The sequence below is a fragment of the Stenotrophomonas sp. YJH_SMC_20 genome (assembly GCF_059367845.1).
Genome location: NZ_JCAFRG010000003.1, coordinates 418,883 through 434,394, shown reverse-complemented (window position 1 = coordinate 434,394; position 15,512 = coordinate 418,883). Strand labels below are relative to the sequence as shown.

The following is a 15,512-nucleotide window of genomic DNA, read 5'->3' as shown; positions in this document are numbered from 1 at the left end:
AAATCCAGCCTGTCCGCATGCCTGAAGGGGGCGCCGCCCCCGGTGTTCCGTTTCCGCATCCACGCATGGCGTGGATCTACCGGCGGAGGCCGGTCTCCTCAGAAGGTGAACACATACTCCAATGCGAACTCGCGGCCGACCGCGCTCAGCAACCGGGTCGGGGCGAAGTCATAGTCCAGCTTGTACGGGTCCTTGTGGTTCCAGCTGGCCGAATTGAACACGTTGTTGACGTAGACATTGACCTTGGCGTGCTCGGTCACCTGGTAACCCACGTTGACGTTCCAGGTGATGAACGGCCCGACCCGGCCGAAGTAGCGCGAGGTCTGCTGGCCCGCGTTGGGGTTCGGGTTCACCGAGCCATCCGGCAGCTGCGCCGGTTCCAGGCAGTTCAGCGACGGACTGTCACTGGGCACGTAGCCATCGGCGAAGGGCAGGCAACCGCCGGGATTGTCCAGGCGATCGGTGCCCCAGTGATAGCGCACGCCCGGCACTGAACCCACGCGGTCGGCATAGACATTGGCATTCCAGTTGCCGCGCTGCCAGGCCAGGCTCGCGCGCAGCTTGCTGCGCAGGTCTCGGTCGCGCCGTTCCGGGTTCGGGTCGTTGGCGTAGCGCTGTTCCTTGGTCGAGATCTGGTTGGTGTAGTTCAGGCCCAGCTGGAAGCTGCCCCACTGCGCGGTTTCCAGGCGATAGCGTGCAGTCAGGTCGATACCGCGCACTTCCCGGCTGGCCAGGTTGAACGGGCCGCGCTCGATCGACACCAGCCGGCCGCTGCTGTCACGGTTCACGCGGGCCAGGATGCCGGCGCAGTAGTCGCCACCGGCCGGATTGGCCCATGGCGTGCCATCGATGTTCTTGCCGGTCAGGCAGCCGGCCTCGCTGGCCAGCACCTCGTCGGCGCCGACGTCGACGATCATGTCTTCCAGCTTGATCGCCCAGTAGTCGGCGCTGACCGACAGGTTGGGCATCACGTCCCAGACGAAGCCGACCGTCCACGAATCACCGGTTTCCGAGCGCAGCAGCGGCGTGCCACGGCGGTTCACGTCGAAGGTGTACCAGACATCGGTGTTGCCCACGCCACAGTTGTTGACCAGGTAGGCACCGCTCTGGATGCAGCGCAGGCGATCATAGGTCTGCACTTCGGAACTGCTCGGCCGGCCCAGCAGGTAGTGCATGTCCGGCGCGTGGAAGCTGGTGGCATACGAGCCACGCACCAGCAGCGATTCGACCGGGCGCCATTCCAAGCCGACGTTCCAGGTGGTTTCCTTCTGGCTGCCGATATCCAACGCTTCACTGCTGTCATCGGCCTTGTAGTTGCCATAGCGGTCGTAGCGTGCGGCCGCGGTGGCCGTCACGCTCTCCAGCAGCGGGATCTTGAACTCGACGCCCGCTGAATACCGGGTGCGCTCGCCACCACCGCGGTCGACGTTCTGCAGGTCGAAATCGATGCCGGCGCGTGGGTCCGGGCTGAGGTGGTAGCCCTGCTGCGCGACTTCAGCTACCGCTGCGAACGAGATCGGGCCTGCCCAGCCCTGGAACAGCTCGCCGGTGATATCCGCCGAGGCCTGGTTGACCCACGATGACGCGCGGTTCCTGGCTACCGTGCCCATCTGCCAGTATTGGTCCGGCGTGAGCGGATTCCACCAGCGCGATTCGTTCAACGCGTAGATCGCCTCGCCATCGGGGGTGGTGCCCAGGCGCGGGCCGAGGAAGTAGTCGTACGACTTCTGCTCGTCCACCACGTTCTGCCGTTCTTCCACGCGGTAGTAGGAACGGCCCACCGAGGCGCTCCAGTCGAAGCGATCGGCAAGGCGGCCACGCAGGCCTGCGCTCCAGTCCCAGGACAGCTCGCGGTTGGTGTTGCGCAGGGTATCCAGGCCACCGACTTCGTTCGGAGTGAACTGGCGCACGCCCAGGATCGGGCGGTTGCGGTTGGCATCCCAGTAATAGCCGTTGTCGTCGTCGATCAGCGAGACGCTGGGCGGATTGGTGCCCCAGATCGCTTCGGAGTGGTACACCGCCAGGTTGGTCCAGGCCTGCAGGTCGCTGCTGAAATCGAAGGTGGCGTAGAGGTTGCCGGAAACATTCTCGGCGCCGCCGGTGAGCAGCCAGTTGGCGTAGTCGGCGCTCATGCCGCACAGGCGGCCGGTGTTGGTGATGGTGTTGGTAGCGTAGTTGTAGACCAGCCGATCGGCAGTGTAGTACTCGCCGTCGAACTTCTCGCAGGTGCCTGCAGGCGGTGCCAGGCGCTGGCCGTTGGTCGGGTCGATCAATGCCAGGCCCGAGGTGGGGCGGAAGCCGACCTTGCGCTGCTCCATGTTCCAGGAGGGATACGGTGCGTCGTCGGCGTCGTCCATCTGCGGTCGGTCGCGTCCGAACAGCGGATCGCGCTTGGTGTACTGCAGCGCGTAGGTCACGCTCCAGTTGTCGCCGGTCTTGCCGCCGGCCCAGGACAGGTCCCAGGTATCTCGTCCACCTTCTGTGGAGGTACCGCCACGCACGCGCACTTCGTCGCCGTCGTAGTTGGTCTTGAGGATGACGTTGACCACGCCGGCGATCGCATCCGAACCGTAGATGGCCGAGGCGCCGCCGGTCAGCACTTCAATGCGCTCCACTGCTGCGGCCGGAATGTTGCCGTAGTTGGAGAAATTGGTTTCGCCGCCGTAGGGCAGCGGGTAGTCGGCCACACGGCGGCCGTTGACCAGCAGCAGAGAACGGTTCGGGCCCATCCCGCGCAGGTTCAGGCCACTGGCGTTGGGCGTGTGCGAGCCCCATTGCGAGGCGGCTTCAACGGTGCCGGTCGCTTCGGTGAGCGTCTTCAGCGCGTCATACACGCTGACGAAGCCTTCTTTCTGGATCTGCTGCGCGGTGATCACGTTGACCGGGGCCGGGCCTTCGACACTGGCGCGCTTGATGCGCGAGCCGGTGACGGTGACCGCGTCGAGATCCTTGGTAGACGAGCTTGAGGCTTGCTGCGCATTGGCAGCCAGGGGAAGCAGGGCCAGGATCAGGGCCTGGGACAGCAGGTGGCGACGCTTGTGGACGATCTGAGCCATGGGTGGTTGCTCTTCGAAAGTGTGGACGCATGGACGGGTGGTGGTGCGGCACTACCGGTGATCCGGGCGCCTGGATCGGTTCAGGACCGTCGCAGCACCCTCCCCTGTGGATCGATCCAAACTAAAGCACAGCTGAATCACACCCGGCATGCGGCGACGCAGCAACAGCCCGCGGAATGCCGCTACCGACCGCCGTCATCCCGAACAATCAAAGGGTTGCGAAACATCGCTGAGAGAACGGAACACACGTCAATGACACGATCGCGACAATCGCGCGCGGAACGGTTTTGTCCGTGATGCCGTGTACGGCCGACAGCGGGTCGTTGTAGATCCGAGCCCGCGCTCGGCTGCTGTTGTTCGCCGCGAAAAGCAGCCGAGCGTGGGCTCGGCTCTACAGAAGAGGCGGGCTACCTTGCGCCGTCCAGCGCCTGCCGCAGCGCGGCCACGGTCGCGGTGGCGGTCTGGCTCCAGTCCGGGTCCAAGCCGCGCAGGGCCAGGTTCTGGAACTGCATGGCCGAGCGGCGCAGGCCTTTTGCGGACGCGTGCAGTTCGGTACAGCTCGTCTGCCGCGCGACGGTTGCGATGTTGCCCGGGGCCAATCCGGCACCTGCCATCACCGTGATACGCCCGGCCGCCTGGGTGACCAGCGCCGCCAGCACATCGACACCGGCCTCGGCGCTGACCTGGCCGCCGGAGGTCAGCACGCGCTGGCAGCCCAGCCCGATCACCTGCTCCAGCGCCGCCGGCAGGTCGCGGGCAGCATCAAAGGCGCGGTGGAAGGTCACCTGCAACGGCCCGGCCGCCTGCATCAGTTCACGGCACAACGCCACGTCAACGCCGCCCTGCACGTCCAATGCACCAATCACCACGCCATCGCAGCCCAGCGCGCGGCACTGCGCGATGTCACGCAGCATCAGTTCGGTTTCCAGCGCGTCGTAGTGGAAGTCACCCGGGCGTGGCCGCACCAGCACGAACAGCGGAATCGACAGGCGTTCGCGGGCAATCGCGATGGTGGCAAACGATGGCGTGGTGCCACCCTCGGCCAGGTTGTCGAACAGCTCGATGCGGTCGGCCCCGCCGGCCTGCGCCGCCAACGCCGAGGCCAGGGAGTTGCTGGCGATCTCCAGGGTCAGCCGCGTGCTCACGCCTGGGTGCTCGCATAGATCGACGGCGAATCGCGCAGGTCATCCTGGCGCTGCGCATCGCACACGGCGTAGACGAAACCGCGATGCAACGCGTAGGCGCCCACCTCGCCCTGCTTGTTCATGGCCAGGAAGCACACCTGCAGGGTCTTGCTCGCCTCCGGCCGCTTGCGCACCACACGGTCGATTGCCTCGCGGCAGGCCTGGGCCGGCGAGCGCCCCTGGCGCATCAGCTCGACCACCAGGAACGAAGCGGCGTTGCGGATCATCTCTTCACCCACGCCCGAAGCAGTGGCCGCGCCCACGTCGTTGTCGACATACAGGCCGGCACCGATAATCGGGCTGTCGCCGACCCGGCCGTGCAGCTTCCAGGCCATGCCGCTGGTGGTGCAGGCACCGGCAAGGTGGCCCTTGGCATCCAGCGCCAGCACGCCGATGGTGTCGTGGTTGTCGCTGTTGCCGGGAATACCACGGCGCTCGGCGTTGATCTGCGGCTGATACTTCTCCGTCTTCAGCCACTCGCGCCAGGCCGCTTCGGCCTGCGGCGTCAGCAGGTGCTTGCGCTCGAAACCCTGCTGCACCGCGAACTGCTGCGCGCCCTCGCCTACCAGCAGCACATGCGGGCTGTTCTCCATCACTTTGCGGGCCACCGACACCGGATGCAGGATGTCGACCAGCGCGGCCACCGCACCACAACGGCCATCGCCATCCATAATGCTCGCGTCCAGGCTCAGCACGCCGTCGCGATCGGGGTTGCCGCAATGACCGACGGTGGGGTTGCACAGCTCACTCTCGGCCCAGCGTGCGCCCGCTTCTACCGCATCCAGCGCGCTGCCGCCCTGCGCCAGCACCTTCCATGCGGCCTGGTTGGCCGGCACGCCGAAGTCCCAGGTCGAAACCACCTTGGCCCCACCCTGCGTGCGCGCCTGCACGCCCGGCAAAGCCGCCATGCCTGCGGCCAGTGCGCCGGCCTGCAGGAACTGCCTGCGATCCACCATCTTCCCCTCCCAGTCTGCAATGCACGGCCGGCACGATGCCGGTCATGCCGATCAGTCGTGCGTGGGCTGCCGTGCGGCGTGCCAGACCGCTGCGCCGAGCACGCCCAACTGGCCGTGCTCCACGCGCCATACCGGCACCTGGCGCAGCACCTCGGTCAGCACGCCCTTGTTGAGGAAGCGCTCACGGAAGCGGCCATCGGCCAGGAAATCCTGCACATGCGCGGAAATACCTCCGGCGAGGTACACCGAGCGCGCACCGACGGCGATCGCTGCGTCGCCGGCCAGGCTGCCCAGCCAGGCGCAGAACACCTGCAGCGTCTCCACCGCCAGCGCGTCTTCACCGCTGCGGGCGGCACCGATCAGTGCTTCGGTACTGGTCCACACCGGGGTGACGCCGCGCAGCTCGCACAGGCACGGGTACAGGTTCATCAGGCCACTGCCGGACAGCACGCGCTCGTTGTCCACGTGCGCCCAGCGCTGCAGCAGTTTGCCCAGCACCTGCAGTTCCAGCGCGTTGCCGGCGCCGAGCGCGGCGTGGCCGATCTCGCTGGCCAGCACCGGGCGCTCGCCATCGGCGAAACGCAGTGCCGCGCCCAGGCCGGTACCGGCGCCCAGCACCAGCGCCGGGAACGCCTGCGCCGGGTCAGCATCGCCGTTCAGTGGCACCAGAGTGGCAGGCTGCAGGTACGGGATGGCCAGCGCCACCGCTTCGAAATCATTGATCAACTGCAGCTCATGCAGCCCGGACTGCGCGCGGGTGGCCGACAGCGAGACCGTCCACGGCAGATTGGAATTGATCAGTACATCGCCATCGAGCAGGCCGGCGATGGCGACCACCGCGGTCTGCACCGGCTGGCCGAGGCCAGCGGTGAAATCAGCAAGGATCGCCGCCAGGCTGGGGTGCTCGGCGCAGGCATAGGTGCGATGGCTGCCCAGCAGTGGTGCGTGGCCGGGTTGCGCTTCAGCCAGCGCCAAACGGGCGAAAGTGCCGCCGACATCGGCGACAACGAGACTGCGCGGAAGACCGCCGCGGGCGGAGTCGGTGGAAACCGTGGACGCTGCTGCGATGGTCACGCTGGCCTGGCCTGCTTGGATCGATTGAATCGCCTCGATTCTCAGGCATCGGGGCGGCTTTGCCTAGCGCGCCGGCGGTTCAGGTTGGCCTACATGCCTTCCTGTTCGGCCACCTGCACGCCATCCACCAGCACGCGCAGCCGCTGCGGGCGGAAGCCGGCAAACAGCAGCGGCCGGGTGCGCTCGACCAGCACTTCGTGGCCGGCGATGTGGCGCAGCCACGACTGTACCAGCGAGAAGGAGAAGTGCGTGCCCGGATGCAGCGGATGCTGCACCCAGACCTTCTCGGTGGCGCTCTGCAGCAGCATCGCGCCGGTGAACCAGTGGCGGCTGAGGGTCACCGGCGTGGTGCCGGCCATGAAGCGGATATCCATGCGGGGTCCTTTCGCTGGAGAGGCCTTGCGGAGTGTCAGGGCTGGGCCGTCTGCAGGCTGTAGCGGGTGGTGGCGGTGAACACCGCGCCATCGGGCTGGGTGGAGCGTACCTCGACCTTGTGGCTGCCCACGGCCAGGTCGGTCGGCAGCGCGCCACGCCACAGGTGCGGCGACGCGGTGGCCTCCGGCGAGCGGTCGTAGCCACGCAGGCTGTCAGCCAGATCGTCGGCCACGTTCTCCACCATCAGGCGCGGGTCGGGCTGGCTGACCTGCTTCATCGGCTGCCAGGCACCGCCATCGACGCGGTACTCGACCACGCTGGCGTCCTCGCCCATGTAGACGTTGGCGTAGACACCCCACGCCGGATAGGCCCCCTGGCGCAGCACCTTCGGTGCATGCAGGCCGATCTGCTCGCTGGCCGGCTTGCCGGCCACGCGGTACTGCAGGCGATAGCTGCCATTGCCGGCGACGTCCAGCAACGCGTAGCCCTTTGGCGTGCCATCACTCATGGCGCTGTCCGGCACGCCGGCGGCATTCTTCACCCCGGACCAGAATGCGCCGCAGTTGGCACCGACGTTGTATTCGTGCAGCGGCTTGTCGCCGTTCCAGCCGTCGGCCTTGCCGTGGTAGACGTGCTGCTGGGTGTGGCTGTGGCCGCTGAGCACGAGCACGTTGCGGAAGTCCTTGAGCAGGTCGAACAGGCGCTGGCGGTCGGCATGGCGGAAGGTCTCGCGCCCCGGCGCCGCGTCGAACAGCGGGATGTGCATGCCCAGCACCAGCAGGCGGTCTTTGTGCAGGCCCTTCAGGTAGCTGGCGAGGAAGGCGAACTGGTCTTCGCGCAGGCCGCCGATGTACTTCGGCCTGGCCTTGGGGTCGTACACCACGTCGTCCAGGAACACGAAACTGGCGCCGCCCTCTTCCACCGCGTAGGTGTCCGGACCGTAGATGTTGCGCCAGCTGTCCAGCGAGTGTTCGTCGCTGGCCGCATCGAAATCCAGGTCGTGGTTGCCCGGCACATGGAACCACGGCACGCCAAGTCCGGTGGTGACCTTGTTGATCGCCGGGTAGAGCGTCAAGTCATCGTTGACGATGTCACCCAGGGTGGTGCCCATGCGCGCCTTGGTCTGGCCGACCAGCGGCGCCACGATCGACTGCTGGTAGTAGCCGATGTCCTTCAGGCTCGCGGTCTGGGAGTCGGTGAACACCAGCATCTGGAAGCCGCGCCGACTGTCATGGCGATCCGACTGCAGGGCGAAATCCCAGTTGCGGGTGACGTCGCTGGTCGCGGCGATGCCGCCGTACTTCAACGCCGGCGAACCGTTCGGGCGATAGTGCCGCCAGAACGAAGGCAGGCCGTCGGCCGCTTTCGGGAAGGAATACGCATCAGGCTTGATCACGAATACGGTCTGGCCGTCGCGCACCGGCAGGCTGTAGCTGCCGTCAGCGGCAGTCTTGACGATGGTCTCGCCGTTGGAAACCTGCACCCCGGCCAGGCCCGGATCGGTCGCACCGCGGCCAGGCTTGCCGTCACGCTCCAGATACACCTTGCCGCTGACCACGGTGTCCGCAGCCCAGGCCGGCGAGGTCAGCAACAGGCAGCACAGCCAGGCGGCAGGCAGTTTCATGGGAGGCATCCGGCAGAAAGAGACGCGGTATTGTAGTGCCGAGCCACGCTCGGCTGCATTGCCGGCGGGTCGTGCCGGCTGCTGGCCGGCAAGCCCTAGATGCCCGAAGATGATGAGGTTGCCGGCCAGCGGCCGGCACTACCGCACTTCAACGATGGCGTTTTTCCAGCACCGCCCGCGCATCGTCCAGCGACAGACCGCGCGCACGCAGCAGCACCAGCAGGTGGTACAGCAGGTCCGACGCCTCGCCCAGCAATGCCTCGTCATCCTGCGCCACGGCGGCCAATGCGGTCTCCACGCCCTCCTCGCCCACCTTCTGCGCGATACGGCGGATGCCGCCCTCGAACAGGCTGGTGGTGTAGCTGCCCGGCGGGCGTTGCGCCTCACGCATCGCCACCAGCTGGCCCAGCCCGCCCAGGAAATCCTTCGGCGCCTGGTCAAAGCAGCTCTCTGCACCGGTGTGGCAGGTTGGCCCCGCCGGCCGTGCCATCACCAGCAAAGTATCGGCATCGCAGTCGACGCTGATCGACTGCACCACCAGCACGTTGCCGGACTGCTCGCCCTTGGTCCACAACCGCTGCTTGCTGCGGCTGAAGAAGGTCATGTGGCCGATGGCCAGCGTGGCCGCCAGCGATTCGGCACTCACATAGCCCAGCATCAGCACCTGCAGGGTGTCGGCATCCTGAACCACGGCCGGCAGCAGGCCGTCGCCCTTGCTCCAGTCCAGCGCCTGCAATGCGTCCGACGACGGCCTGACTTCAATAGACATCCCGCACCTCGATCTGCTGTCCGCGCAGGTAGCGCTTCAATTCTGGAATGGCGATGGCGCCGCTGTGGAACACGCTCGCCGCCAGTGCACCATCGACGTCGGCCTGGTCGAAGGCTTCTGCGAAATGTTCCATCGCACCGGCGCCACCAGAGGCGATCAGCGGCACCTGGCACAGTGCCCGCGCCTGCTGCAACTGTGCGACATCGTAGCCGCGGCGCACGCCATCGCTGTCCATGCAGTTCAACACGATCTCGCCGGCTCCACGCCGTTGCGCTTCGACGATCCAGTCGAGCGTGCGCAGCGGCACCGCCTGGGTCTTGTCCGGATCGCCGCTGAAACGACGCACCCGCCATTGCCCGTCGGCCTCGCGCACCGAATCGACCCCCACCACAACGCACTGCACGCCAAACTCGTCCGCCAGCTCGGTGATCAGCTCCGGGCGGCCCAGCGCCGGCGAATTGATCGACACCTTGTCGGCACCGGCGAACAATACGCGGCGCGCGGTTTCCACGCTGTCGATGCCACCGGCCACGCAGAACGGAATGTCGATCAGGCGTGCGATGCGCTCGATCCACGCAACGTCGACCGAACGCGCCTCGGGGCTGGCGCCGATGTCATAGAACACCAGCTCGTCCGCCCCCTGGTCGCGATAGCGCTGCGCCAACTCGGCGATGTCGCCCATGTCGACGTGATCTCGGAAGCGCACGCCCTTGACCACCCGGCCATCGCGCACGTCCAGGCAGGGAATGATGCGGCGGCTCAACATGCCAGCGCCTCCGCCAGGTCCATGCGCTGCTCCAGCAGGGCCTTGCCGAGAATCGCACCGCTACAGCCAGCGGCACGGGCCTCGGCCACATCGGCCACGTCACGGATGCCGCCGGACGCCTGCACCGCCACGCCCGGCAGCAGCGCCGACAGGTGCTGGTAGAGGCTGATGTTGGGCCCGGCCAGCATGCCGTCGCGGGCGATGTCGGTGCACAGCAGGTGGCGCATGCCGGCGCGTGCGTAGCGCTGAGCCAGAACGTCCAGGGTCACCCCGGCGTTCTCGGTCCAGCCGTGCACCGGCAGCTGCCACTGGCCCTGTGCATCCTGGCGGGCGTCAAGCGCAATGGTGATGCGTTCGGCGCCGAATTCCTCCAGCCAGCCGACCACTTCATCGGGGCGGCGCACCGCCAGCGAGCCGACCACTACGCGACCGGCGCCGGCATCGAGGATGCGCGCCACGTCGTCGCGACCGCGCACGCCACCGCCGGTCTGCACCTGCAGCGGCGTCTGCGCACGGATCGACGCGAGCAGCGGCGCAAGGGTGTAGCCACCGGCACGCGCAGCGTCCAGGTCGACCAGATGCATCCACTGCGCACCCTGCGCGGCGAAGGCCTGCGCGCGTGGCAACGGATCATCGCCATACGAGGTTTCCTGCGCGTAGTCGCCCTGGCGCAGCCGCACCACGCGGCCGTCGCGGATATCCAGCGCGGGGTAGACGATGAAACTCATGCAGCAGTGCCCTTGAGGAAATTGCGCAGCATCAGCGAGCCGGTCTCGCCGGAGCGCTCGGGGTGGAACTGTGCGCCGTAGTAACGCCCCTGCTCCACCACGGCAGTGAACAGGCCGCCGTGGTCGCAGGCAGCGACGGTGTGGGTATTGAGCGGCGCCGCATAGCTGTGCACGAAGTAGGCGCTGGCACGCTCCGGCACGCCGCGCAGCAGCAGCGATTCGCGCAGTGGCAGCAGCCGGTTCCAGCCCATGTGTGGCACGCGGATGCCGCAGGCCGGCACCAGCTTGCGCACCACGCCGGGAATCAGGCCCAGTGTCTCCACACCCGCTTCCTCGGAGCGCTCGAACAGCAGCTGCATGCCCAGGCAGATGCCCATCAACGGCACCTCCAGTTGCTGCAGCGGTTCCACCAGGCCCTGCGCGTGCAGGCGCTGCATGCCGGGACCGGCGGCGCCGACACCGGGCAGGATCACCCGCTGCGCGCCGATCAGGCCGTCCGCATCGCGCACCAGCCGCACCGTCGCACCCAGACGCTCCAGTGCATAGCGCACCGAGCCCAGGTTGGCACCGCCGGCATCGATCAGCGCAACGTCACTCACAGCGCCCCCTTGGTGGTTGGCAACGCCGTGCCCTGCCGGGCCAACGCCGGCCGCAGCGCGCGTGCCAGCGCCTTGAAGCAGGCCTCCACCTTGTGATGGTCGTTGTCGCCGCGTACCTGCAGGTTGAGGTTCAGGCCGCTGGCATCGCACAGCGAGCGGAAGAAATGCGGCACCAGCTCGGTCGGCATGTCGCCCACGCGCTCGCGCTTGAACTCGCCCTCGAACACAAAGTAGGGCCGGCCGCTGAAATCCAGTGCGGCGCTGGCCAGCGTCTCGTCCATCGGCAGGGTGAAGCCGTAGCGGCCAATGCCGCGCTTGTCGCCCAGCGCCTCGCGCAGGGCCTGGCCCAATGCGAGCCCGGTGTCTTCAATGGTGTGGTGCTCGTCGATGTGCAGGTCGCCCTCGGCCTGGATGTCCAGCGCGAAGCCGCCATGCTTGCCGATCTGTTCCAGCATGTGGTCGAAGAACGGCAATCCGGTGGCGATGCGTGCATCAGCGGCACGGTCCAGGTCCAGTTCCACGCGGATCTTCGTTTCTTTCGTATTGCGCTGGACCACGGCAGTACGCGGTGCGTCGGCCAGCGCGTGGGCGATGCCCGGCCAGTCCCACTCGCCCCCGAACTGCGCGGTGCGCAGCTGGAAGCCACGGATGTTGAGGTTCTCGGCGAACTGCAGGTCGGTGATGCGGTCGCCAACCATGCCCGAGCGCGCCCAGTCGATGCTGCGGTCCTGCAGATAAGCCGTCATCAGTCCGATGCCCGGCTTGCGGGTCGGCGCATTGTCCTGCGGCCAGCTGCAGTCGATCAGCACGTCACGGAAAATGATGCCCTGACTCTCGAAGATCTGCAGCATCAGGTCGTTGGGGCCATCGAAGCTGGCGCGCGGGTAGCTGTCGCTGCCGAGGCCATCCTGGTTGGTGACGATCACGAACTGGTAGCCGGCGTCACGCAGCTTCAGCAGCGCCGGGATCACCTGCGGCACGAAGCGCAGCTTCTCGTAGGCGTCGATCTGGAAGTCGGACGGCTCCTCGATGAGGGTGCCGTCGCGGTCGATGAACAGGATCGGGGTCATGCTGCGGCCCTCCGCGCCGACAGGGCCGCAAGCACGCGGTCATTCTCTTCTGGGCTGCCGATGCTGATGCGCAGCGCATCACCCAACTGCGGCGCGGCGCGCTGGTCCCGCACCACCACGCCCGCAGCCAGCAGCGTATCGAACGTGGCCTGGGCATCGGCGAAGCGGACCAGCAGGTAGTTGCCGGACGAGGCGTACACCCGGCGTACACCGGGCAGGCTGGCCAGTGCCGTTCGCAGGCGCTCGCGTTCGGCGATGACCGTGGCCACGCGTTCGGCGGTGCGTGCCAGCGCGGCCGGCTGCAGGGCCTGCACGGCCAGCTCGGCGCACGGGGTCGGCACCGGGTACGGCGCCTGGCAACGACGCAGCACGGTAATCAGTTCCGGGGCGCCGATCAGCGTTCCAATACGAGCGGCCGCGAGCGCGTGTGCCTTCGACAGCGTGCGCAGCACCGCCAGGTTGGCGTGCGCGGCCAGCAACGTGGTCGCCGACGGCCGCTGCGCGTACTCGACATAGGCCTCGTCCACCACCACCAGCGCCTGCCCGCGCAGCGCAACCACCACGCGCTCGACTTCATCCAGGGCGATGTCACTGCCGGCCGGGTTCGACGGGGCGCACAGGAACACCAGCTTGGCACCTTGCGCCTTGGCCGCGTCGATCACCGCATCCAGATCGGCACGCAGGCCATCTTCGCTGTCCACCAGCGGCACTTCAATCAATGCGGCGCCCTGCAGGCGTGCGCAGACGGCGTACATGCCGAACACCGGCGGCGTGACCAGCACGCCGTCGCGGCCCGGCACGCACAGCGCGCGCACCAGCAGATCAATGGCCTCGTCGCTGCCGCGGCCGACCAGCAGCTGCTGTGGCGTCACGCCGTACAGCGCCGCCAAGCCTTCGCGCAACGCCAACGGTTGCGGCTCCGGATAGCGCCGGCTGCTGCCAGCCGCGTCGGCCGAATTGGCCCAGGCGGACTCGTTGGCGTTCAACCAGACCTCGCCCTGCACCGCCGCGCTGCGTGCCGAGCTGTAGCCGGCGAACGCCTGCAGATCCGGGCGCACCAGCGCCAGCACCTCCTCGATAGCCGCGCTCATGCCGCCACCTCCATGCGCAATGCCACCGCACGCTCGTGGGCATCCAGGCCTTCGGCGCTGGCGATGATGCGCGCGCAGCCGCCGATCGCGGCCAGGCCGGCGGCACTGGCGCTCTGCACGCTGATCAGGTTCTGGAAGCTGGCGACGCTGACGCCACTGTAGGCACGCGCCGCACCGGCGGTCGGCAGCACGTGATTGGTGCCACTGCAGTAGTCGCCCAGTGCTTCGGGCGTGTAATCCCCCAGGAACACCGAGCCGGCCGCCTGCACCTTGTCCAGCCACGCGCGCGGATCACGCAGTGCCACGATCAGGTGCTCCGGCGCATAGCGGTTGCTGATCGCGAAGGCTTCGTCCAGCGAATCGACCTGGATCAACCGCGAGGCCGACAAGGCCTGGCGCGCGATCTGCTGGCGCGGCAACAAGACCACCTGGCGCTCCACCTCGGCTTCGACCGCGGCCAGCATCGCGGCATCGTCGGTCAGCAGCAGCACCTGTGAATCCGGGCCGTGCTCGGCCTGCGACAGCAGGTCGGCGGCGACGAACGCCGGATTGGCGCCAGCATCGGCAATCACCAGCACTTCGGAGGGACCGGCCGGCATATCGAAGGCGGCGGCGCCATCCTGCGCGACCTGCTGCTTGGCTTCGGTCACGAAGCTGTTGCCGGGCCCGAACAGCTTGTCGCAGGCCGGAACGCTGGCGGTGCCATAGGCCATCGCGGCGATCGCCTGCGCGCCGCCCAGCTTGAACACGCGCTGCACGCCGGTCAGCCGCGCCGCCACCAGTACGGCCGGGTCTGCGCTGCCATCGGCTCGCGGCGGCGTGCACAGCACCACCTGCGGGCAGCCGGCCAGCTGTGCCGGAACACCCAGCATCAGCGCGGTGGACGGCAGCGGCGCGCTGCCGGCTGGCACGTACAGGCCCACCCGGCCGATCGGACGCAGCATGCGTTCGCAGACTACGCCCGGCGCGGTTTCAACTGCGTATCCCTTGCCCATGCCGGCGGCGTGGAAGCGGGCGATGCGCTCGGCCGCGTCCACCATGGCCTGGCGCAGTTCGCCGGGTACGGCGGCTTCGGCCGCAGCGAACTCGGCTTCGCTCACTTCAAAGGACGACAGTTCGACACCATCGAAGCGTGCGGTGATCGCACGCAGCGCGTCGTCGCCCTGCGCGCGCACCTGTGCAATCAGCGTCGCCACCGCGTCGCGGGTCTGCTGCGCCACGGTCTGCACCGGGCGGGTCAATGCCGCGCTGCGCGCGGCCTCATCAAGTCGGGACCAGGTCAGACGGTTCATGCCAGCGACCGCTCCACGCTCAACACCATCAGGCCCTGCGCGCCGGCGCGCTCGAGTTCTTCCATGCGCTGCCAGCTCAGCGGGCCCGGGCACATGGTCTGCAGGCGCAGCGCGCCGCCATCGGCCGGCAGCCGCACCAGCGGCTCGGCATCGGCCAGCAGCTGCGCCAGCGCGTCGACGCGATCCTCGCTGGCGCGGAACATCAGCAGCTTGCGGTCCTGGCGCTGCACCACGCCGTCGAGGCGGCGCAGCAGCATCGCGCGCAGCGATGCGCGCGCATCATCCGGTACGCGCACTGCACCGGCCAGCACTGCTTCGCTGTCGAGCAGGTTGTGTACCGGGGTCAGCTGATTGGCGCGCAGTGTCGCGCCGCTGGACACCAGATCGCAGATCAGGTCGGCGGTACCCAGGCGCGGGGCGATTTCCACCGACCCGGACAGCTCGACCACCTGCGCGTCCACGCCCTGCTCGGCCAGCCACTGCGTGAGGATGGCCGGGTAGCTGGTGGCGATGCGGGTGCCGGCCAGCTGCGCCGGGCCCTGCCACTGCCATTCCTCGGGCACCGCCAGCATCAGCCGGCACTGGCCGAAGCCCAGCCCGCGCAGCGCCTGGTAGGCGTCGGGCAGGCCGATCTGGCGACGTGCTGCGGCTTGCTCGTCCAGCTCGTTGCGGCCGACGATGCCGAGGTCGCAGACGCCGTCGGCGATCAGGCCGGGGATGTCGTCGTCGCGCACCAGCAGCAGGTCCACCGGCAGCGATTCGCCGTAGCAGAACAACTTGTCACGGCTCTCCCGCCAGCTCAGGCCACAGGCGCTGAGCAGGTTGCGGGCGGGCTCGGCCAGCCGGCCACTCTTCTGGATGGCGATACGCAGCCGGTCTCGCGCCGGCGCTGCCTGGGTTGCACTCATGGGGGAGGTCTCGAAGTTCG

14 protein-coding genes are annotated in these 15,512 nt (G+C 68.0%); all 14 read right to left on the bottom strand.

Features of this window, described 5'->3' with window-relative positions; all coding sequences use genetic code 11:
• Nucleotides 1-98: 98 nt before the first annotated feature.
• Nucleotides 99-3,056, bottom strand: a complete 2,958-nt coding sequence (locus tag AC5P6A_RS08050; protein ID WP_346714777.1) for a TonB-dependent receptor plug domain-containing protein — start codon at nucleotides 3,054-3,056, stop codon at nucleotides 99-101.
• Nucleotides 3,057-3,463: 407 nt separating this feature from the next.
• The gene (locus AC5P6A_RS08045; RefSeq protein WP_155029455.1) at nucleotides 3,464-4,201 is read right to left on the bottom strand and encodes a copper homeostasis protein CutC; all 738 of its coding nucleotides are present in this window, start codon (nucleotides 4,199-4,201) and stop codon (nucleotides 3,464-3,466) included.
• Entirely contained in the window at nucleotides 4,198-5,196 is a 999-nt protein-coding gene (locus AC5P6A_RS08040) for a glycosylasparaginase (RefSeq protein ID WP_495222285.1), read from the bottom strand. Before AC5P6A_RS08040 ends, AC5P6A_RS08045 begins: the two co-directional genes overlap by 4 nt.
• A gap of 51 nt (nucleotides 5,197-5,247) precedes the next feature.
• The gene (locus AC5P6A_RS08035) at nucleotides 5,248-6,270 is read right to left on the bottom strand and encodes a glucokinase (RefSeq protein WP_495222284.1); all 1,023 of its coding nucleotides are present in this window, start codon (nucleotides 6,268-6,270) and stop codon (nucleotides 5,248-5,250) included.
• A gap of 89 nt (nucleotides 6,271-6,359) precedes the next feature.
• A complete protein-coding gene (locus AC5P6A_RS08030) occupies nucleotides 6,360-6,644 on the bottom strand; it encodes a hypothetical protein (RefSeq protein WP_005409434.1) in 285 nt (94 codons plus the stop codon).
• Nucleotides 6,645-6,679: 35 nt separating this feature from the next.
• On the bottom strand, nucleotides 6,680-8,269 hold the full coding sequence (locus AC5P6A_RS08025) for a calcineurin-like phosphoesterase C-terminal domain-containing protein (RefSeq protein ID WP_495222283.1): 1,590 nt from the start codon (nucleotides 8,267-8,269) through the stop codon (nucleotides 6,680-6,682).
• Between the two features lie 148 nt (nucleotides 8,270-8,417).
• Entirely contained in the window at nucleotides 8,418-9,038 is a 621-nt protein-coding gene (gene hisIE / locus AC5P6A_RS08020) for a bifunctional phosphoribosyl-AMP cyclohydrolase/phosphoribosyl-ATP diphosphatase HisIE (RefSeq protein ID WP_134731467.1), read from the bottom strand.
• Entirely contained in the window at nucleotides 9,028-9,804 is a 777-nt protein-coding gene (gene hisF / locus AC5P6A_RS08015) for an imidazole glycerol phosphate synthase subunit HisF (protein ID WP_046985961.1), read from the bottom strand. The genes hisIE and hisF overlap by 11 nt, the downstream gene beginning before the upstream one ends.
• Entirely contained in the window at nucleotides 9,798-10,532 is a 735-nt protein-coding gene (hisA, locus tag AC5P6A_RS08010) for a 1-(5-phosphoribosyl)-5-[(5-phosphoribosylamino)methylideneamino]imidazole-4-carboxamide isomerase (RefSeq protein ID WP_495222282.1), read from the bottom strand. Before hisA ends, hisF begins: the two co-directional genes overlap by 7 nt.
• A complete protein-coding gene (gene hisH, locus AC5P6A_RS08005) occupies nucleotides 10,529-11,131 on the bottom strand; it encodes an imidazole glycerol phosphate synthase subunit HisH (RefSeq protein WP_495222281.1) in 603 nt (200 codons plus the stop codon). The genes hisA and hisH overlap by 4 nt, the downstream gene beginning before the upstream one ends.
• Nucleotides 11,128-12,201, bottom strand: coding sequence for a bifunctional histidinol-phosphatase/imidazoleglycerol-phosphate dehydratase HisB (hisB, locus tag AC5P6A_RS08000; protein WP_164144267.1), 1,074 nt, complete (start codon nucleotides 12,199-12,201; stop codon nucleotides 11,128-11,130). Before hisB ends, hisH begins: the two co-directional genes overlap by 4 nt.
• The gene (hisC, locus tag AC5P6A_RS07995; RefSeq protein ID WP_329843101.1) at nucleotides 12,198-13,292 is read right to left on the bottom strand and encodes a histidinol-phosphate transaminase; all 1,095 of its coding nucleotides are present in this window, start codon (nucleotides 13,290-13,292) and stop codon (nucleotides 12,198-12,200) included. Before hisC ends, hisB begins: the two co-directional genes overlap by 4 nt.
• Nucleotides 13,289-14,584 (bottom strand): histidinol dehydrogenase, encoded by a 1,296-nt coding sequence (hisD, locus tag AC5P6A_RS07990; protein WP_329843102.1) that lies wholly within the window; start codon nucleotides 14,582-14,584, stop codon nucleotides 13,289-13,291. The genes hisC and hisD overlap by 4 nt, the downstream gene beginning before the upstream one ends.
• Entirely contained in the window at nucleotides 14,581-15,492 is a 912-nt protein-coding gene (gene hisG, locus AC5P6A_RS07985) for an ATP phosphoribosyltransferase (RefSeq protein WP_049438529.1), read from the bottom strand. Before hisG ends, hisD begins: the two co-directional genes overlap by 4 nt.
• Nucleotides 15,493-15,512: the final 20 nt, after the last annotated feature.

Coding starts and splice junctions, on each gene's coding strand:
- AC5P6A_RS08050 (WP_346714777.1), bottom strand. CDS start 3,056: ATGGCTCAGATCGTCCACAAGCGTCGCCACCTGCTGTCCCAGGCCCTG.
- AC5P6A_RS08040 (WP_495222285.1), bottom strand. CDS start 5,196: ATGGTGGATCGCAGGCAGTTCCTGCAGGCCGGCGCACTGGCCGCAGGC.
- AC5P6A_RS08030 (WP_005409434.1), bottom strand. CDS start 6,644: ATGGATATCCGCTTCATGGCCGGCACCACGCCGGTGACCCTCAGCCGC.
- AC5P6A_RS08025 (WP_495222283.1), bottom strand. CDS start 8,269: ATGAAACTGCCTGCCGCCTGGCTGTGCTGCCTGTTGCTGACCTCGCCG.
- hisIE (WP_134731467.1), bottom strand. CDS start 9,038: ATGTCTATTGAAGTCAGGCCGTCGTCGGACGCATTGCAGGCGCTGGAC.
- hisF (WP_046985961.1), bottom strand. CDS start 9,804: ATGTTGAGCCGCCGCATCATTCCCTGCCTGGACGTGCGCGATGGCCGG.
- hisA (WP_495222282.1), bottom strand. CDS start 10,532: ATGAGTTTCATCGTCTACCCCGCGCTGGATATCCGCGACGGCCGCGTG.
- hisB (WP_164144267.1), bottom strand. CDS start 12,201: ATGACCCCGATCCTGTTCATCGACCGCGACGGCACCCTCATCGAGGAG.
- hisC (WP_329843101.1), bottom strand. CDS start 13,292: ATGAGCGCGGCTATCGAGGAGGTGCTGGCGCTGGTGCGCCCGGATCTG.
- hisD (WP_329843102.1), bottom strand. CDS start 14,584: ATGAACCGTCTGACCTGGTCCCGACTTGATGAGGCCGCGCGCAGCGCG.
- hisG (WP_049438529.1), bottom strand. CDS start 15,492: ATGAGTGCAACCCAGGCAGCGCCGGCGCGAGACCGGCTGCGTATCGCC.